The sequence below is a fragment of the Micromonospora sp. CNZ295 genome (assembly GCF_004217535.1).
The window spans coordinates 5,705,697-5,724,458 of sequence record NZ_SHKZ01000001.1; the positions used below are offsets into that span (position 1 = coordinate 5,705,697).

Consider the following 18,762-nt stretch of genomic DNA (forward strand, 5'->3'; position numbering starts at 1 on the left):
GGCAACGAGGGGCCCTGCTCAACGCCGGGCGTTGTGGAAGGGTCCCTTCCTAGCCCTCCGGGCGGCCGCGGCGGCGGCGCAGCGCGGCCAGGGCCTCGGCGAGGATCGCCGCGCCCTCGGCGTCGGTGCGCCGCTCCTTCACGTACGCCAGGTGGGACTTGTAGGGCTCGGGCCGGGCGCGGCCGGGCGGGTTGCCGGGGTCGCGACCGGCGGGCTGCCCGCAGCGCGGGCAGTCCCACAGCTCGGGGACCGGGGCCTCGGCGGCGATGCGGATCTCGACGTGGTGGCCGTTGCGGCACCAGTAGGTGACCGGCCGGCACGGCACCGGCTCGTAGCGTTCGGTGGGGCGGGCCGGGGCGGACCCGACCCGGCTGCCGCGGAGGACGTTACCGTTGCGCACGGCTGCTCGCTCCTGTCGTCGGAGGGGAACCGCCGTCGGAGGGGGGTGGCGGCGGGCGACGCGGTGCAGCGGGTTTGAAACGGACTGCGCGCGGCCCGTCGAGGACGGACCGCGCGCAGATTCTACGACTTGGCGGGCCTGCTCAGGCGACGCCGGTCTGCTGGAGTCGCAGCCACAGCCCGAGCCCGACGATGCAGGCGAACCAGACGATGCCCACCAGCACGGTGTAGCGGTCCAGGTTCTTCTCGGCGACCGACGACCCGGCCAGGCTGGAGCTGACCCCGCCGCCGAACATGCTGGACATCCCGCCGCCCTTACCGCGGTGCAGCAGGATCAGCAGGGTGAGCAGGATGCTCGTGATGACCAGCAACACGATCAACGTGTATGCGAACCAGATCGGCATGGCTGGGGACAGTCCTCTCGTTGCGATCCTCGCCCGGACAGATCGGGCACCGTGGCACCGACCGGCGGACGGGCGGGGTCAAGGATACCGAGCGATCAGCCGGCGGTGTGCTCCGGGAACCGGCAGATCTTCGCGAACTCCTCGGCGTCCAGGCTGGCGCCGCCGACGAGGGCCCCGTCCACGTCCGGCTGGGCCATGATGGCCGCCACGTTCGCGGACTTGACCGAGCCGCCGTAGAGGATCCGGACCTGGTCCGCGGTGTCCTGGCCGAAGTTCTCCGCCAGGCGCTCACGGACCGCCCCGCACACCTCCTGGGCGTCCTCCGGGGTGGCCGTCTTGCCGGTGCCGATCGCCCAGACCGGCTCGTACGCGACGACGACCTTGGTGACCTGCTCGGCGGAGAGCCCCTTGAGGGCGCCGTCGAGCTGCTCGCTGCAGTGCGCCACATGGGTGCCCTGGTCGCGGACGTCCAGCCCCTCCCCGACGCACAGGATCGGCGTGAGGCCGTGGGTCAGGGCCGCCTGCACCTTGGCGCCCACGAGCGCGTCGTCCTCGTGGTGGTACGCCCGCCGCTCCGAGTGGCCGACCACCACGTACGTGCAGCCCAGCTTCGCCAGCATCGGACCGGAGATGTCCCCGGTGTACGCGCCGGACGCGTGCGGCGACAGGTCCTGCGCGCCGTAGCCGATCAGCAGCTTGTCGCCGTCCACGGCGGTCTGCACGGTCCGCAGGGCGGTGTACGGCGGCAGCACGACCGTCTCGACGTCGGTGAGCTGCTTCTCGGTGAGGCTCGCGGCGAGCTTCTGCACCAGCAGGTTCGCCTCGAGGTGGTTGAGGTTCATCTTCCAGTTGCCGGCCATCAGCGGCCGGCGGGTGCTGCTCGCCATTCAGTTCTCCAGAGCCGCGATGCCGGGGAGGGTCTTGCCCTCCAGGTATTCCAGCGAGGCGCCGCCCCCGGTCGAGATGTGCCCGAAGGACGACTCGTCCAGACCGAGCGTCCGCACCGCGGCGGCGGAGTCGCCGCCCCCGACGACGGAGAACGCGCCGGACTTGGTGATCGCCTCGGCGACACCCCGGGTGCCGTGGGCGAACGGCGCCATCTCGAACACGCCCATCGGGCCGTTCCAGAAGACGGTCTTCGCCTGGGACAGGGCGGCGGCGAAACCGGCCACCGTCTCCGGCCCGATGTCCAGACCGAGCCGGTGGCTCGGGATGCCGTCGGCGGGAACCGTGTCGTGGGCCGCGTCGGGCGCGAACGCGTCCGCGGCCACCACGTCGACCGGCAGCAGGATCTTGCCCGGTGCCCGCTCCATCAGGTTGCGGCAGGTCTCGACCATGTCCTTCTCCAGCAGCGAGGTGCCCACCTCGTGGCCCTGCGCCTTGAGGAAGGTGAAGCACATGCCGCCGCCGATGAGCAGCCGGTCGACCTTCGGCAGCAGCGCCTCGATGACCGCGAGCTTGTCGGAGACCTTCGAGCCGCCGAGCACCACCACGTACGGGCGCTCCGGGTCACCGGTGAGCGTGGACAGCACCTCCACCTCGCGCAGCAGCAGCCGGCCGGCGACGTGCGGCAGCCGCGCCGGCAGGTCGTACACGCTGGCGTGCTTGCGGTGCACCGCGCCGAAGGCGTCGTCGACGTACGCGTCGCCGAACGCGCCGAGCTGGTCGGCGAACGCGCCCCGCTCGGCGTCGTCCTTGCTGGTCTCGCCGGCGTTGAAGCGCAGGTTCTCCAGGAGCGCGACCTGGCCGTCGGCCAGCCCGTCCACGGTGGAGCGCGCCGAGTCGCCGACGGTGTCCCCGGCGAACCGGACCTCGGCGCCGAGCAGCTCACCCAGCCGTCCGGCGACCGGGCGCAGGCTGAACTGCGGGTCCGGGCTGCCCTTCGGGCGGCCCAGGTGCGAGCAGACCACGACCTTCGCGCCGGCCTCGACCAGCGCGCCCAACGTCGGCAGCACCGCGCGGATGCGACCGTCGTCACTGATGTCGCCGGTCTGCTTGTCGAGCGGGACGTTCAGGTCGGCGCGCACCAGCACGCGCCGACCCGACACCCCCTCGGCGAGCAGGTCGTCGAGGGTCCGGATGCTCACAGCGACGAACCCACCAGCTTGACCAGGTCCACCAGGCGGTTCGAGTAGCCCCACTCGTTGTCGTACCAGCCGACGACCTTCACCTGGTTGCCGACCACCTTGGTCAGCGGCGCGTCGAAGATGCAGGACGCCGGGTCGGTCACGATGTCGGCCGAGACGATCGGGTCCTCGTTGTAGGTCAGGATGCCCTGCAGCGGACCGTCGGCGGCGGCCTTCATCGCGGCGTTGACCTCGTCCACCGAGGTCTCCCGGCCGACGGTGACGGTCAGGTCGGTGGTCGAGCCGGTCGGGATCGGCACCCGCAGCGCGTAGCCGTCCAGCTTGCCCTTCAGGTCCGGCAGCACCAGGCCGATCGCCTTCGCCGCGCCGGTGGAGGTCGGCACGATGTTCAGCGCGGCGGCACGGGCCCGGCGCAGGTCCTTGTGGGGGGCGTCCTGCAGGTTCTGGTCCTGGGTGTACGCGTGGATGGTGGTCATCAGGCCCTGCTGGATGCCGAACGTGTCGTGCAGGACCTTCGCCATCGGCGCCAGGCAGTTGGTGGTGCACGAGGCGTTGGAGATGATCGTGTGCTTGGCCGGGTCGTACTGGTCCTCGTTGACGCCCATGACGACCGTGACGTCCTCGTTCTTCGCCGGGGCGGAGATGATGACCTTCTTGGCCCCACCGTCGATGTGCGCTTTGGCCTTGGTGGCGTCGGTGAAGAAGCCGGTCGACTCGATCACCACGTCGACGCCCAGGTCGCCCCACGGCAGCTTCGCCGGGTCCTTCTCGGCGTACGCCTTGATGGTCTTGCCGCCCACGGTGATCTCGTCCGCGGTGGCCTTGACCTCGTGCGGCAGGCGACCGAGGATGCTGTCGTACTTGACAAGGTGGGCGAGCGTCGCGTTGTCGGTCAGGTCGTTGACCGCCACGACCTCGACGTCAGCGCCGGACGCCAGCACTGCCCGGAAGAAGTTGCGGCCGATCCGGCCGAAGCCGTTGATGCCAACCCGGATGGTCACAGGTCCCATCTCCTCGCGTTCTGGTCCGCCGGCGTGGTGACCCAGGGCCGGCGGAGTGGTGTGCGCCGACCGTTGGAGCCGGCCGTTGACGATTCATCTCGGCCGCCCCGCCGCGGTCTGAAGGGACCTGACCGCCCGAGGCGGTGAGCACGACGAGGAGCCCGGTGCCGGCCCCCTTGCCGTACTCAGCGACCATATCCGAGCGCACGTGCTCGCGCTGCGGCGGGTGGTGATCCCGACCGCATCGTGAACCCGCCACCGTCCTATCAGACCACGAGCATGTCCGGCGTGACGGCCGCTTCGGTATCCGGGATGCCAAGGTCACGGGCTCGCTTGTCGGCGAGCGCCAGCAGCCGCCGGATCCGGCCGGCGATCGCGTCCTTGGTCAACGGCGGGTCGGCGAGCGCGCCGAGTTCCTCCAGCGAGGCCTGCCGGTGCTCCAGCCGCAGCCGGCCGGCCGAGGTGAGGTGGTGCGGCGCGTCGTCGGCGAGGATCTCCAGGGCCCGGGTGACCCGGGCGGCCGCGGCCACCGCGGCGCGCGCCGAGCGGCGCAGGTTCGCGTCGTCGAAGTTGGCCAGCCGGTTGGCGGTGGCGCGCACCTCCCGCCGGACCCGGCGCTCCTCCCAGGCCAGCACGCTGGAGTGGGCGCCGACGCGGGTGAGCAGCGCGGCGATCGCGTCGCCGTCCTTGACGACCACCCGGTCCACACCGCGCACCTCGCGGTTCTTGGCGGTGATGCCGATCCGGCGGGCGGCGCCGACCAGGGCGAGCGCCGACTCCGGGCCGGGGCAGGTGATCTCCAACGCGCTGGAGCGGCCCGGCTCGGTCAGCGAGCCGTGCGCCATGAACGCGCCCCGCCACGCCGAGACCGCGCAGCAGACGTTGGCCGCGACGACGTGCGGCGGCAGGCCCCGCACCGGGCGGCCGCGCACGTCGAGCAGCCCGGTCTGCCGGGCGAGGGACTCGCCGTCCTTGACCACGCGGACGATGAAGTGGCTGCCCTTGCGCAGGCCGCCCGAGGCGAGCACGTGGATCTCGCTGGGGTAGCCGTACACCTCGGCGATCTCGCGCCGCAGCCGCCGGGCCACCGCGCCGGTGTCCAGCTCGGCCTCCACCACCACCCGGCCGGAGACGATGTGCAGCCCGCCGGCGAAGCGCAGCAGTGCCGCCATCTCCGCCCGCCGACAGCAGGGCTTGGGCACGTCGACCCGGCTCAGCTCGTCCTTGACCGCCGCCGTCATCGCCATTGTGCGTCCCCTCACGGACCGGTTCCGGCGTGTCGCCGGAGATTACGTACGTGTCTAACGAGCGGCGCCCAGTACCGGCACCAGAGCGGCGCCGAGGGCGGCCGGATCATGACGGGGAGTGCCGTCGGTGACCGCGACGGGGGCGAGGACCAGTCGGGCACCCAGCGATTCTGCCGCACGCTCCACCGGTTCGGGGTCACCCACTGCCTTGGAATCACCGAGCACGTAGTCCACCTTCAGCTCCGGGAGGTACCACCGCAGTTCAGCCAGGTGGTCGGCGACCGACAGGCCGAACGTCTCCTTCTCGGCCGCGAGGTTCAGCGTGACCAGCCGGCGGGCCGGGCTCGCGACGATCGCGGCGGCCAGCTCCGGCACCAGCAGGTGCGGCAGCACGCTGGTGTACCAGCTGCCCGGGCCGAACAGTAGCCAGTCGGCGCCACCGATGGCGTCCAGCGCCTGCGGGCAGGCCCGCGGCGCGTGCGGGTTCAGCCGCAGCGACTCGACGCGCCCGGTGGTCACCGCCACCTGGTGCTGGCCGGTGACCGTGGTGACCTCGTCCGGACGCCCGGCATCGGCGCCGCGCACCCGGGCCTCGATGCCCACCGGCTCGCACGACATCGGCAGCACCCGGCCGACCGCGCCGAGCATGGCGCCGGCGTGCTCCAGCGCCGCCACCGGGTCGCCGAGCAGCTCCATCAGCCCGCAGAGCACCAGGTTGCCCACCGCGTGCCCGGCCAGGCCCTCGCCCTGCGGCGCCGGGACGCGACCGGTACGGGTCGGCGCGCCCGTGCCGGGCGGCGGAGCGACCGACGACGTCGCGTCCCCCGCCGGCACGATTGACCCGCCGGTCGCAGCCGGCGCGCCGGGCCCGGCGGCCACGACGGGCGCGCTGACCCCGATCGGCGCGCTGACCTCGGCGGGCGCGCTGGCCCCGGCGGCCGCGGCCGGTGCCGGCACCGCCGCGAAGCGGTGCTGGAACAGCCCGGCGCTGCGCCGCGTCGACGGGTGGTCCCCGGCCAGCGCGACCAGCGCCTGCCGCAGGTCCCCCGGCGGCAGGCCGCCCCGCTCGGCGCGCAGCCGGCCGCTGGAACCCCCGTCGTCGCCGACGGTGACCACGGCCGTGATGTCCAGGTCGAGCTCGGGGGCACACCGGCGCAGCGCGCGCAGTGCGGCGGAGAGGCCGTGCCCCCCGCCGAAGGCGACCACCCGGGTGGCCGTCACTCGCGCCCCAGGTCGCGGTGCTGGGCGTTGGCGGCGATGCCGATCCGCCGCAGCCGCGCGGCCAGCTCCTCGGCGATGGCGACGCTGCGGTGCTTGCCGCCGGTGCAGCCCACGGCGACGGTCAGGTAGCGCTTGCCCTCCCGCTCGAAGCCGGCGGTGGTGGCGTTGATCAGGTCCGCGTACGTCGCCACGAAGGCGTCGGCGCCCTCCTGGCCCAGCACGTACGAGCTGACCGCCTCCTCCTGGCCGGTGTGCTCCCGCAACTCGGGCACCCAGTACGGGTTCGGCAGGAACCGGGCGTCACACACGAAGTCGGCGTCCGGCGGCACGCCGTACTTGAAGCCGAACGACACCACCGTGACCCGCAGCCGGCGGGCGTCCTCGCCGCCGAACAGCTCCTCGATGCGGCGGCGCAGCTGGTTGACGTTGAGGTGGCTGGTGTCGATGATCACGTCGGCCTGGTCGCGGGCACCCTCCAGCAGCCCGCGCTCGACGGCGATGCCGTCGGCGAGGCGCCCCTCGCCCTGCAACGGGTGCGAGCGCCGGACGCTCTCGAAGCGCCGGATCAGCACCTCGTCGTCCGCGTCCACGAAGACCACTCGCGGCGCGAAGCCCCGCTCCTTGAGCTCGTGGATCGCCCCCACCAGGTCGGTGGAGAACGCCCGCGAGCGCACGTCCAGCACCATCGCCGTGCGCCGGGCCGCCCCACCGGCCTTCATCGCCAGCTCGGCCATGTCGAGCATGAGCGCCTGCGGCAGGTTGTCCACCACGTAGTAGCCGACGTTCTCCAGGGCCCGGGCGACCGTGCTGCGCCCACCACCGGAGAGGCCGGTCACCACGACCAGCGTGGTGTCCGACTCCGCCGGCGCCGGCCGGCCCATCGTCTCCTCGGCCGTGTCGGCCGGCACGCCCTGCTCCGGCGTCCGCGCCTCGCTCACCTGAAACCCCCACCTGGTCACACCGCGGCCGGTCGGGCCGCGCATGGTCAGTCAGCGACTCTAACGGCTGCGACCCCGCCCGGGATTCCACGGGTGACGGTGGGAACACCTGTTCGTCCGGTTCGTCCGGCTCCGCCGCGGCGTCGCCCGGCCCGTCGGTCGGCGCTCGTAGACTGCCCCAATGTCCTCCCCCACCCGCCTGCGGACCGACCGGGCCGAGCAGGTGCTCCGCCGGGTGTTCGGCTACGACGCCTTCCGGGGCTTCCAGCGGGAGGTCGTCGACCACGTGGTGGCCGGCGGCGACGCGCTGGTGCTCATGCCGACCGGCGGCGGCAAGTCGCTGTGCTACCAGATCCCGGCGCTGGTCCGCGACGGCGTCGGGGTGGTGATCTCGCCGCTGATCGCGCTCATGCAGGACCAGGTCGACGCGCTGACCGCGGTCGGCGTCCGGGCCGGTTTCCTCAACTCGACGCAGGACCTGGCGGCCCGGCGCCAGGTCGAGGCGGCGTTCCTCGCCGGCGAGCTGGACCTGCTCTACCTGGCCCCGGAGGCGCTCGCCGGCCGGGGCACGCTCCAGTTGCTGGAGCGGGGGCGCATCGCGCTGTTCGCGATCGACGAGGCGCACTGCGTGTCGCAGTGGGGGCACGACTTCCGCCCCGACTACCTCAACCTGTCCATGCTGCACGAGCGCTGGCCCGACGTCCCCCGCATCGCGTTGACCGCCACGGCGACCAGCGCCACCCGCGCCGAGATCGCCACCCGCCTGCGGCTGGCCGAGGCCCGGCACTTCGTCGCCAGCTTCGACCGGCCCAACATCCAGTACCGGATCGTCCCGAAGCGGGAACCGCGCCGGCAGCTGCTCGGCCTGCTGCGCGACGAGCATCCCGGCGACGCCGGCATCGTCTACTGCCTGTCCCGCGCCTCGGTGGAGAAGACGGCGGAGTTCCTGGTCGACAACGGCATCCCCGCCCTGCCCTACCACGCCGGCCTGGACGCGGCCACCCGCGCGACGCACCAGCAGCGGTTCCTCCGCGAGGACGGGCTGGTCATGGTCGCGACCATCGCGTTCGGCATGGGCATCGACAAGCCCGACGTGCGGTTCGTCGCCCATCTGGACCTGCCCAAGTCCGTCGAGGGCTACTACCAGGAGACCGGCCGCGCCGGCCGAGACGGCCTGCCGTCGACGGCCTGGCTCGCGTATGGGCTGCAGGACGTCGTGCAGCAGCGCAGGCTGATCGACACCTCCGAGGGCGACCTGGCCCACCGGCGCAACCTCGCCGCCCACCTGGACGCGATGCTCGCGCTCTGCGAGACGGTCCGCTGCCGCCGGGTCCAGTTGCTGGACTACTTCGGCGAGACCTCCACCGCCTGCGGCAACTGCGACACCTGTCTCGAGCCGCCCGAGTCCTGGGACGGCACGATCGCCGCGCAGAAGTTGCTCTCCACGGTGTTCCGGCTCGACCGGGAACGCAACCAGCGCTTCGGTGCCGGGCACTGCATCGACATCCTGCTCGGCCGCGACACCGAGAAGATCCGGCAGTACGGCCACGATTCGCTGACGGTGTTCGGCGTCGGCACCGAGCTGAGTGAGGCGGAGTGGCGGGGCGTGGTCCGCCAACTGCTCGCCGAGGGGCTGCTGGCGGTCGAGGGCGACTACGGCACCCTGGCCCTCACCGACACCAGCGGCGAGGTGCTCGGCCGGCGCCGCACGGTCATGCTGCGCCGGGAACCGGCCCGCACGCCGACCAGCCGGTCGGCGAAGCCGCGCGGCGCGGCCACCGTGGTCGCCGAGCTGGCCCCGGCCGCCGCCGGCACCTTCGAGCGACTGCGCGCCTGGCGGGCGGCCACGGCGAAGGAGCAGGGAGTCCCGGCGTACGTGATCTTCCACGACGCCACGCTGCGGCAGATCGCCACCGACGCGCCGGCCTCCCTGGCCGAACTGTCCCGGGTCAGCGGGGTCGGCGAGGCGAAGCTCGCGAAGTACGGCGAGCAGGTCCTCGCGGTCCTCGCCGACGGATCCGCTCCAGCGTGACCAGGCAGCGCTGCCCGAACGTCACCCGGCCCTCCCGGCCCGGACGGCCGCCCGGTTGATCGACTCGGGATGCGGGAACCGGCGGTGTCCCGCGGCCCGGACGACCCGACGGCCCGCGCACCGTGGCGGTCCCGCCGAGCGGCCGCGGGCGGCTGAGCCGTTGGTCAGTCGGCCGCCGGCGGGGTCGGGCCGCCGCCGAGGGCGGTGCGGATCGCCTCGGCCGTGCGCCTGCCGACACCGGGCACCTCGGTGATCTCCTCGACCGACGCGGCGGAGAGCCGCTTGAGCGAGCCGAAGTGCCGCAGCAGCGCCTTGCGCCGCACCTCGCCCAGGCCGGGCACGTTGTCCAGCGCCGACTCGGTCATCCGCTTGGAGCGCCGCTGCCGGTGGAACGTGATGGCGAAGCGGTGCGCCTCGTCCCGGATCCGCTGCAGCAGGTAGAGGGCCTCCGAGGCGCGCGGCAGGATGACCGGGAAGTCGTCGTCGGGCAGCCACACCTCCTCCAGCCGCTTGGCCAGCCCGCACAGCGCCACGTCGTCGACCCCCAGCTCCGCGAGGGCCTGGGCCGCCGCCGCGACCTGCGGTGCGCCGCCGTCGACCACCACCAGCTGCGGTGGGTACGCGAACTTGCGCGGCCGCCCGGTCGTCGGGTCGACCAGGGCGCCGACCCGCGGCTCGTCGGTGACCCCCTGCCCGGCCGGGGCGTCCGGGTCGTCGGCCGACTCCACGCCCGCCTCGCCGGTCTCCGCCCGGGCGTCGAGGTAACGGGCGAAGCGCCGGCGCAGCACCTCGGACATCGCCGACAGGTCGTCGGTGGCGCCCCGGATGATGAACCGCCGGTACTCGCTCTTGCGGGGCAGCCCGTCCTCGAAGACGACCATGCTCGCCACCACGTCGGTGCCCTGGATCTGGGAGATGTCGAAGCACTCGATGCGCAGCGGCGACGTGCGCATGCCGAGCGCGTCGGCGATCTCGTCGAGGGCCTTGCTCCGGGTGGTCAGGTCACCGGCCCGCTTCAGCTTGTGCCGGGCGAGCGCGTCCCTGGCGTTGCGCTCGACCGTCTCGAGCAGGGCCCGCTTGTCGCCGCGCTGCGGGACGCGCAGGGTCACCCGGCTGCCCCGGTGACCGGAGAGCCAGTCGGCGAGCGCGTCGGCGTCGGCGGGCAGCTCGGGCACGAGCAGCTCCCGGGGGACGTCGGCCTCGCCCTGCTCGCCGCCGTACACCTGGGTGCAGAAGTGGTGGACCAGGTCACCGGTGCTCAGCTCCTCGGTCTTCTCGACGACCCAGCCGCGCTGGCCGCGGACCCGGCCGTCGCGGACGTGGAACACCTGGACGGCCGCTTCGAGGGGGTCGTCGGCGAACGCGACCACGTCGGCGTCGGTGCCGTCGCCGAACACCACGGTCTGCTTCTCCATCGCCCGGCGCAGGGCGGCCAGGTCGTCGCGCAGCCGGGCGGCGCGCTCGAACTCCAGCTCCGCGCTCGCCTCGGCCATCTCGCGCTCCAGCTTGCGCACCATGGTGTCGGTCCGGCCGGCCATGAAGTCGCAGAAGCCGTCGACGATGGCCCGGTGCTCCGCGGCGGAGACGCTGCCGACGCAGGGCGCCGAGCACTTGCCGATGTAGCCCAGCAGGCAGGGGCGCCCGACCTGGCCGGCCCGCTTGAACACGCCCGCCGAGCAGGTGCGCGCGGGGAACACCCGCAGCAGCAGGTCGAGCGTCTCGCGGATGGCCCAGGCGTGTGAGTACGGCCCGAAGTAGCGCACCCCCTTGCGCTTCGCACCGCGCATCACCTGCAGCCGGGGGAACTCCTCGTCGAGGGTCACCGCCAGGTACGGGTAGGACTTGTCGTCCCGGTAGCGGACGTTGAACCTCGGGTCGTACTGCTTGATCCAGGTGAACTCCACCTGGAGCGCCTCGACCTCGGTGGCGACCGAGATCCAGTCCACCGACTCGGCGGTGAACACCATCTGTCGGGTGCGCTGGTGCAGGTTGACCGGGTCGGCGAAGTAGGAGTTGAGCCGGCTGCGCAGGTTGCGCGCCTTGCCGACGTAGATCACCCGGCCGGTGCCGTCGCGGAACCGGTAGACCCCGGGTGACTCGGGGATCGTGCCGGGAGCGGGGCGGTAGGTCGAGGGATCAGCCACGCCATCGAGCCTAGTCGCCGGGGCTGACAGCCCCGGTCACACCGACGCCGCCATTCTCCCGATCGACATCTTCCGATCCCCGGCCCAGGACCGTTACCATCCGTTAACCGAAATTTCTTCGCGTCCTGCTGTCCGGTCCGACCCGCCGCCGACCCGTCCCGCTGCCCGGCCCGTCCTGATCCCCATCCCCCGGGAGATCGCCATGACCCGTCCCCGCCGCCTGCTGGCCGCCGCGACCACCCTCACCGTCATCGCCGCACTGCTGACCGCCGCCCCCGCCACCGCCGGCGCCGCACCCGCGACCACCGCGACGCGCGGCTCCGTCACCACGTTCCACCCCGACGACCACTGTCTCGGCGAGTGCTCCGACATCCTGCCGCCCGGGCAGAACGGCAACGCCACCCTGATCGAGATCCTCGGCAACCAGGCCCTCGGCACCCTTCCCCGGCACTCCGCCGACCAGCTCGGCCGGTACGCCAACCTCGTCTACGGCTACGCCGGCCTGCGCGAGGACCAGATCGGCAGCTTCTTCAACGACGCCTCCTTCGGGGTCCCGCCCGGACAGGTCGAGCGCGACTACTCGCCCCGCGCCGACGTACGCATCGTCCGCGACCGCGCCACCGGCGTCCCGCACATCACCGGCACCACCCGGGGCGGCACGATGTTCGGCGCCGGTTACGCCGGCGCCGAGGACCGGCTGTTCACCATGGACCTGCTGCGCCACGTCGGCCGGGGCACGCTCACCTCGTTCGCCGGCGGCGCACCGGGCAACCGGGCACTCGAGCAGAGCGTCTGGCGCAACTCGCCGTACACCGACGCCGATCTGGAGGCGCAGGTGCAGGCGCTGCGGACCAAGGCCGGCGCGCGCGGCGAGCAGCTCTACGCCGACGTGCGCGAGTACGTCGCCGGCATCAACGCCTACATCGGCACCTGCATGGCGAACCGCAACTGTCCCGGGGAGTACGTGCTCGCCGGCCACCTCGACGCGATCACCAACGCCGGCGGTCCGAAGCCGTTCCAGATGAGCGACCTGATCGCCATCGCCGGGGTCGTCGGGGGCCTGTTCGGCGGCGGGGGCGGCGCCGAGATCCAGTCCGCGCTGGTCCGCGTCGCCGCCCGCGCCCGGTACGGGCCGGTCGAGGGCGACCGGGTCTGGAACGGGTTCCGGGGCCGCAACGACCCGGAGACCGTGCTGACCCTGCACGACGGGCAGAGCTTCCCGTACGGTGACGCCGCCGACGACGCCCCCAGCGTGGCGCTGCCCGACGCCGGGTCGGTGCGGGTCGAGCCGGTGGTCACCGACGCGACCGGTTCGGCGACCGCCACGGCCACCACCAGCCGTTCCTCGCAGCTGGCCGCCGCGCTGTCCGGGCTCACCATCGGCACCGCGAACCGGGGCATGTCCAACGCCGCCGTCGTCTCCGCCGCGCATTCGGCCACCGGCCACCCGGTCGCGGTCTTCGGCCCGCAGACCGGCTACTTCGCGCCGCAGCTGCTGATGGTCCAGGAACTGCAGGGCCCCGGCATCAGCGCCCGGGGCGCCGCGTTCGCCGGGCTCAACCTGTACGTGCTGCTCGGCCGCGGGCGGGACTACGCCTGGAGCGCCACCTCCTCGACCCACGACATCACCGACACCTACGCGGTTCCGCTCTGCTCCCCCGACGGCGCGCCGCCGACCCTGGCGAGCAACCACTACCTGTTCCGCGGCACCTGCCTGCCGATGGAGGAGGTCACCCGGGTGAACCGGTGGAGCCCGACGGTCGCCGACGGCACGCCCGCCGGGTCGTACAAGCTGGTCGCCCGGCGGACCAACCTCGGCCTGGTGGCGTGGCGCGGCACGGTCGACGGCCGGCCGCACGCCTTCACGCAGCTGCGCTCCACCTACCGGCACGAGGCGGACTCGGCGATCGGCTTCCAGATGTTCAACGACCCCGACCAGATGGGGACGGCCGACGCCTTCCAGACCGCCGCGAACCACATCGAGTACGCGTTCAACTGGTTCTACGTCAACTCCACCGAGTCGGCGTACTTCAACTCCGGCCTCAACCCGGTCCGGGCCGCCGGGTCCAACCCCAACCTGCCGATGCGGGCCGAGCAGCGCTACGAGTGGCAGGGCTACGACCCGACGACGAACACCGCCGCGTACGCGCCGCAGTCCGCTCACCCCCATTCGATTGACCAGGACTACTACGTCAGCTGGAACAACAAGCAGGCCCGGGACTTCGGCGCGGCCGACGGCAACTTCAGCTTCGGTCCGGTGCACCGGGGCGACCTGCTCGACAAGCCGGTACGGGCGGTGATCACCGCCGGGCAGAAGTTCGACCGCGCATCCCTGACCGCGCTCGTGCAGAAGGCCGGCCTGACCGACCTGCGCGCCGCCGAGGTGCTCGGCGAGCTGATCCGGGTGCTGGAGAGCCAGCCCGTCACCGACACCGCGCTCGCCGCGGAGATCGACCGGTTGACGGCGTGGCGGGCCGCCGGGTCGCTCCGCGTGGAGACCGCGCCGGGTTCGAAGGTCTACCAGCACGCCGAGGCGATCCGCACCCTGGACGCCTGGTGGCCGCTGCTGGTCCGGGCCATGTTCCGGGCGCCGCTCGGCCCGGACCTCTACCAGTCGCTGGTCAACGCCCTGCAGGTCAACGAGTCGCCGTCCGGCCGCCAGGCCGGGGACGTCTCCACCCTGCCCACCTCGGCCAACAGCGCCCAGACCCACCGGGGCTCGGCCTTCCAGTACGGCTGGTGGGGCTGGGTCGACCGGGACCTGCGGGCGGTCCTCGGCGAGCCGGTACGTGGCGGACCCGGCCGCGCGTTCTGCGGCGACGGGAGTCTCGGCGCCTGCCGGCAGGTCCTGCTCGACACCCTGCGGACGGCGAGCACCACCCCGGCGAGCGAGGTGTACCCCGGCGACGAGCACTGCGCCGCCGGCAACCAGTGGTGCGCCGACGCGATCGTGCAGTCCCCGCTGGGCGGCATCAGGCACGCCACGGTCGCCTGGCAGAACCGGCCCACGTACCAGCAGGTCGTGTCGTTCCCGGCGCGACGCGGCGACGTCCTGCCGAACCTGGCGGCGGGCCGGACCGTCACGGCGTCCAGCAGCCAGCTGTTCCACGGTCCCGGGCGGGCGGTCGACGGCGACGACCGCACGCGCTGGGCGAGTTCCTGGTCGGACGGCCAGTGGCTCCGGGTGGACCTCGGGACGGCCCGGCCGGTCGGCCGGGTGGTGCTCGCCTGGGAGGCGGCGTACGCCCGGTCGTACCGGATCGAGGTCTCCACCGACGCGACCACCTGGCGGACCGTGTGGTCGGCCACGGCCGGGGACGGCGGCACCGACGTGGCCGCCTTCCCCGCGACCTCGGCCCGGTACGTACGCATGCACGGGCTCACCCGGGCCACCTCGTACGGCTTCTCCCTCTGGGAGATGGCGGTGTACGCCCGCTGAGCCCCCGGACGGCCGGCGCGGTCCGGCGGGCGGGACTTCCGCCAGGATCGTGCTCGAACGCCGATGTAGTGGCCTCGAACGCACGGCGAGGCCACTACATCGGCGTTGCAGCACGATCCTGCCCCGGCGGGCCGGCGGGTGCCGGCGGCCGGAGCGGTCGGTGGTCAGGCCAGCGAGATCTGGTCGCCGGTGACCTTGATGTCCTTCGGCGCGAGCGGCTTGGTGGCCGGGCCGGCCTTCACCGAACCGTCCTCGATGGAGAACTTGCTGAAGTGGCAGGTGCAGTTGATCGTGCCGCCGTCGACGGTCGACACCGGGCATCCCTGGTGGGTGCAGATCGGGTCGAAGCCCTTGAACTGGCCGGGGGACGGCTGGGTGATCACGACGCCCTGGGCGGCGAAGACGGCGCCGCCGCCGACCGGGATGTCGCTGGTGCGGGCCAGGGACTGGGCGCCCTGCCGGTCGCCACCGCCCGCGTCGCCGCTGCTGGGCACTGCCGGGCCGGGACTGACCGGCGCCTGGTCGCCGGAGTCCCCGCCGCCACAGGCGGACAGGGCCACCGCCACGCCGACCGCGCCCGCGCCGGTCAGCAGCGCGCGCCGGGTCTGCGTACCGGCCCCGGTCGGCACCTGATCGTCACTCATCCCGCACCCTCTCCTCGGCTGGTCGCCGCCCGTCATGATCCACGGCATCGCCCGGATACACGCACCACTCTGCCGGACGGTTCACCCGATCGGCGACCTGGCCCGGGGCGCCCACCCAGCCAGCCGACAGCCGCCCGGCGCCGCACGCCCACGCGCCATGCTTCGTTCGCCGGCGGGTTGACCCCGACCGGCGCTCAGCCGTCGTGCAGGGCCGGCGAAGTGCGCCCGCCGGTCGGGTCAGCGGGCGCCGGCCGGGACCTTGCGGGTCGGCCGCGCCTTCGTGCCGTTGGCCTTGGCCGCCCGCGAGGTGGCCGCCGCCGCGCCCTTGGCCTCGCCGTCGAGCTTGAGCACGTGGCGCAGGAACTGCCCGGTGTGGCTCTCCGGCACCTCGGCCACCTCCTCCGGAGTGCCGGTCGCCAGCACCGTGCCGCCACGGTGACCGCCCTCGGGCCCCATGTCGATGATCCAGTCGGCCGTCTTGATCACGTCGAGGTTGTGCTCGATGGTGATCACCGTGTTGCCCTTGTCGACCAGCCCCTCCAGGACCATCAGCAGCTTGCGGATGTCCTCGAAGTGCAGGCCGGTGGTCGGCTCGTCGAGCACGTAGACCGTCCGCCCGGTGGAGCGCTTCTGCAGCTCGGACGCGAGCTTCACGCGCTGCGCCTCACCGCCGGAGAGGGTGGGCGCGGGCTGGCCCAGCCGGACGTACCCGAGACCGACGTCGACCAGGGTCTTGAGGTGCCGGTGGATGGCCGGGATGGCGGAGAAGAACTCGGCCGCCTCCTCGATCGGCATGTCCAGCACCTCGGCGACCGTCTTGCCCTTGTAGTGGACCTCCAGGGTCTCCCGGTTGTAGCGGGCGCCCTTGCAGACCTCGCACGGGACGTACACGTCGGGCAGGAAGTTCATCTCGATCTTGATCGTGCCGTCCCCGGAGCACGCCTCGCAGCGCCCGCCCTTGACGTTGAACGAGAACCGGCCCGGGCCGTACCCCCGGACCTTGGCCTCGGTGGTCTCGGCGAAGAGCTTGCGGATGTGGTCCCAGACGCCGGTGTAGGTGGCCGGGTTCGAGCGCGGAGTGCGCCCGATCGGCGACTGGTCGACCCCGACGACCTTGTCCACGTGCTCCAGGCCGGCGACCCGGGTGTGCCGGCCGGGCACCAGCCGGGCACCGTTGATCTGGTTGGCGAGCACGGCGTACAGGATGTCGTTGACCAGGGTCGACTTGCCGGACCCGCTGACGCCGGTGACCGCGATCAGCTGGCCGAGCGGAAAGCTCACGGTGAGGTTGCGCAGGTTGTGCTCGCGGGCACCCTGCACGGTCAGCTCCCGGCCCGGCGTCTGCGGGCGGCGCTGCCGGGGCGTCGGGATCGCCTTGCGGCCGGACAGGTACGCCCCGGTGATCGAATCCGGATTTTCCAGCAGGGCCGGCACCGACCCGCTGTGCACGATCCGGCCACCGTGCTCGCCGGCGCCGGGGCCGATGTCGACGATCCAGTCGGCGGTGCGGATCGTGTCCTCGTCGTGCTCGACCACGATCAGCGTGTTGCCGAGGCCGCGCAGCCGGACCAGCGTCTCGATCAGACGGTGGTTGTCCCGCTGGTGCAGGCCGATCGACGGCTCGTCGAGCACGTAGAGCACGCCCACCAGGCCGGAACCGATCTGGGTGGCGAGCCGGATGCGCTGCGCCTCGCCGCCGGAGAGCGTGCCGGCCGGCCGGTCCAGGGAGAGGTAGTCCAGGCCGACGTCCAGCAGGAACCGCAGCCGGGCGTTGATCTCCTTGAGGACCCGCTCGGCGATCAGCTTCTGCCGGTCGGTCAGCTCGATGCCGGCCAGCAGGTCCGCGCACTCGCCGACGGACAGGTTGCACACCTCGGCGATGCTCTTGCCGGCGAGGGTGACCGCGAGCACCTCGGGCTTGAGCCGGGCGCCGCCGCAGGCCGCGCAGGGCACGTCCCGCATGTAGCCCTCGTACTTCTCGCGGGACCACTCCGACTCGGTGTCCGAGTGGCGGCGCTCGATCCACTGCACCACACCCTCGAACCCGGTGTAGTAGGACCGCTCGCGGCCGTACTTGTTGCGGTAACGCACGTGCACCTGGTCGTCGGAGCCGTGCAGGATCGTCTTCTGCGCCCGCGACGGCAGCGCCCGCCACGGGGTGTCGACGTCGAAGTGCTCCGCCTCGCCCAGCGCCTCCAGCAGGCGCAGGAAGTATTCCAGGTTGTGGCCGGTCGACCAGGGCTGGATCGCGCCCTCGCGCAGGGTGCGCTCGGGGTCGGGGATGACCAGCTCCGGGTCGACCTCCTTCTTCGTGCCCAGGCCCGTGCACTCGGGGCAGGCGCCGTAGGGCGCGTTGAAGGAGAAGACCCGGGGCTCCAGGTCCTCGATGGCGAGCGGGTGGTCGTTCGGGCAGGCCAGGTGCTCGGAGTAGCGGCGCTCCCGGTCCGGATCGTCCTCCGGCAGGTCGACGAAGTCGAGCAGGACCAGGCCGCCGGAGAGCCCCAGCGCCGCCTCGACCGAGTCGGTCAGCCGCTGCTTGGCCGTCGGCTTGACGGTGAGCCGGTCGATGACCACCTCGATGGTGTGCTTCTCCTGCTTCTTCAGCTTCGGCGGCTCGGTCAGCGGGTGCACCACTCCGTCGACCCGGGCACGCGCGTAGCCCTTCGCCTGGAGCTCGGCGAACAGGTCCACGTACTCGCCCTTGCGGCCGCGGACGACCGGCGCGAGCACCATGAACCGGGTGCCCTCGGCCATGGTGAGCACCCGGTCGACGATCTGCTGCGGGGTCTGCCGGGAGATCCGTTCGCCGCAGACCGGGCAGTGCGGCTCGCCGATGCGGGCGAACAGCAGACGCAGGTAGTCGTAGACCTCGGTGATGGTCCCCACGGTCGACCGGGGATTGCGCGAGGTCGACTTCTGGTCGATGGACACGGCCGGGCTGAGACCCTCGATGAAGTCCACGTCCGGCTTGTCCATCTGGCCGAGGAACTGCCGGGCGTACGACGAGAGCGACTCCACGTAGCGCCGCTGACCCTCGGCGAAGATCGTGTCGAAGGCCAGGCTCGACTTGCCGGAACCGGACAGCCCGGTGAACACGATGAGGGAGTCCCGCGGCAGGTCGAGACTGACGTCACGCAGGTTGTGCTCGCGCGCGCCACGGATGATCAGTCGGTCGGCCACGGTGCGTGTACTCCCGGGTGCAGAAG

General features: G+C 72.7%; 13 protein-coding genes. 2 read left to right on the plus strand and 11 right to left on the minus strand.

Translation table 11 applies throughout. From position 1 onward, the window contains the following. Nucleotides 1–49: 49 nt before the first annotated feature. The 8 genes from EV376_RS26560 to rapZ all read right to left on the minus strand — a co-directional run bounded on the left by EV376_RS26560 (nucleotide 50) and on the right by rapZ (nucleotide 7,240). Nucleotides 50–400, minus strand: a complete 351-nt coding sequence (locus tag EV376_RS26560; protein ID WP_130327628.1) for an RNA polymerase-binding protein RbpA — start codon at nucleotides 398–400, stop codon at nucleotides 50–52. Nucleotides 401–542: 142 nt separating this feature from the next. Further along, entirely contained in the window at nucleotides 543–803 is a 261-nt protein-coding gene (gene secG / locus EV376_RS26565; RefSeq protein ID WP_130327630.1) for a preprotein translocase subunit SecG, read from the minus strand. A gap of 95 nt (nucleotides 804–898) precedes the next feature. After that, nucleotides 899–1,690 carry a triose-phosphate isomerase gene (tpiA, locus tag EV376_RS26570; protein WP_130327632.1) on the minus strand — a complete coding sequence of 264 codons (792 nt, stop codon included), beginning with the start codon at nucleotides 1,688–1,690 and terminating at the stop codon, nucleotides 899–901. Beyond that, nucleotides 1,691–2,890, minus strand: a complete 1,200-nt coding sequence (locus EV376_RS26575) for a phosphoglycerate kinase (RefSeq protein WP_130327634.1) — start codon at nucleotides 2,888–2,890, stop codon at nucleotides 1,691–1,693. Then, complete coding sequence (gap, locus tag EV376_RS26580) at nucleotides 2,887–3,891, minus strand: type I glyceraldehyde-3-phosphate dehydrogenase (protein ID WP_130327636.1); 1,005 nt, start codon at nucleotides 3,889–3,891, stop codon at nucleotides 2,887–2,889. The genes EV376_RS26575 and gap overlap by 4 nt, the downstream gene beginning before the upstream one ends. A gap of 266 nt (nucleotides 3,892–4,157) precedes the next feature. After that, nucleotides 4,158–5,138: a DNA-binding protein WhiA gene (gene whiA / locus EV376_RS26585; protein WP_130327638.1), complete on the minus strand. Its 981-nt coding sequence runs from the start codon at nucleotides 5,136–5,138 to the stop codon at nucleotides 4,158–4,160. Nucleotides 5,139–5,192: 54 nt separating this feature from the next. Beyond that, nucleotides 5,193–6,359 carry a 2-phospho-L-lactate transferase CofD family protein gene (locus EV376_RS26590; RefSeq protein WP_130327640.1) on the minus strand — a complete coding sequence of 389 codons (1,167 nt, stop codon included), beginning with the start codon at nucleotides 6,357–6,359 and terminating at the stop codon, nucleotides 5,193–5,195. Further along, complete coding sequence (gene rapZ / locus EV376_RS26595) at nucleotides 6,356–7,240, minus strand: RNase adapter RapZ (RefSeq protein ID WP_130328880.1); 885 nt, start codon at nucleotides 7,238–7,240, stop codon at nucleotides 6,356–6,358. The genes EV376_RS26590 and rapZ overlap by 4 nt, the downstream gene beginning before the upstream one ends. A 238-nt stretch (nucleotides 7,241–7,478) precedes the next feature. Here rapZ and recQ point away from each other — a divergent pair, with 238 nt between their 5' ends. Next, nucleotides 7,479–9,329, plus strand: coding sequence for a DNA helicase RecQ (gene recQ / locus EV376_RS26600; RefSeq protein ID WP_130327642.1), 1,851 nt, complete (start codon nucleotides 7,479–7,481; stop codon nucleotides 9,327–9,329). A 164-nt stretch (nucleotides 9,330–9,493) separates the two neighbouring features. Here recQ and uvrC read toward each other — a convergent pair whose 3' ends face one another. Beyond that, on the minus strand, nucleotides 9,494–11,473 hold the full coding sequence (gene uvrC, locus EV376_RS26605; RefSeq protein WP_130327644.1) for an excinuclease ABC subunit UvrC: 1,980 nt from the start codon (nucleotides 11,471–11,473) through the stop codon (nucleotides 9,494–9,496). Nucleotides 11,474–11,675: 202 nt separating this feature from the next. On the opposite strand from uvrC, the gene EV376_RS26610 reads away from it, so the two are divergent. Then, on the plus strand, nucleotides 11,676–14,912 hold the full coding sequence (locus EV376_RS26610) for a penicillin acylase family protein (protein ID WP_130327646.1): 3,237 nt from the start codon (nucleotides 11,676–11,678) through the stop codon (nucleotides 14,910–14,912). Nucleotides 14,913–15,076: 164 nt separating this feature from the next. On the opposite strand, the gene EV376_RS26615 is transcribed toward EV376_RS26610, so the two are convergent. Then, the gene (locus EV376_RS26615) at nucleotides 15,077–15,556 is read right to left on the minus strand and encodes a Rieske (2Fe-2S) protein (RefSeq protein ID WP_130327648.1); all 480 of its coding nucleotides are present in this window, start codon (nucleotides 15,554–15,556) and stop codon (nucleotides 15,077–15,079) included. Nucleotides 15,557–15,793: 237 nt separating this feature from the next. Then, the gene (gene uvrA / locus EV376_RS26620; RefSeq protein WP_130327650.1) at nucleotides 15,794–18,736 is read right to left on the minus strand and encodes an excinuclease ABC subunit UvrA; all 2,943 of its coding nucleotides are present in this window, start codon (nucleotides 18,734–18,736) and stop codon (nucleotides 15,794–15,796) included. Between the last annotated feature and the right edge of the window lie 26 nt (nucleotides 18,737–18,762).

Bases quoted from the DNA above. Each gene is read 5' to 3' on its own strand.
- rapZ (WP_130328880.1), bottom strand. From the start codon at position 7,240: ATGGGCCGGCCGGCGCCGGCGGAGTCGGACACCACGCTGGTCGTGGTG.
- whiA (WP_130327638.1), bottom strand. From the start codon at position 5,138: ATGGCGATGACGGCGGCGGTCAAGGACGAGCTGAGCCGGGTCGACGTG.
- tpiA (WP_130327632.1), bottom strand. From the start codon at position 1,690: ATGGCGAGCAGCACCCGCCGGCCGCTGATGGCCGGCAACTGGAAGATG.
- EV376_RS26610 (WP_130327646.1), top strand. From the start codon at position 11,676: ATGACCCGTCCCCGCCGCCTGCTGGCCGCCGCGACCACCCTCACCGTC.
- recQ (WP_130327642.1), top strand. From the start codon at position 7,479: ATGTCCTCCCCCACCCGCCTGCGGACCGACCGGGCCGAGCAGGTGCTC.
- secG (WP_130327630.1), bottom strand. From the start codon at position 803: ATGCCGATCTGGTTCGCATACACGTTGATCGTGTTGCTGGTCATCACG.
- EV376_RS26615 (WP_130327648.1), bottom strand. From the start codon at position 15,556: ATGAGTGACGATCAGGTGCCGACCGGGGCCGGTACGCAGACCCGGCGC.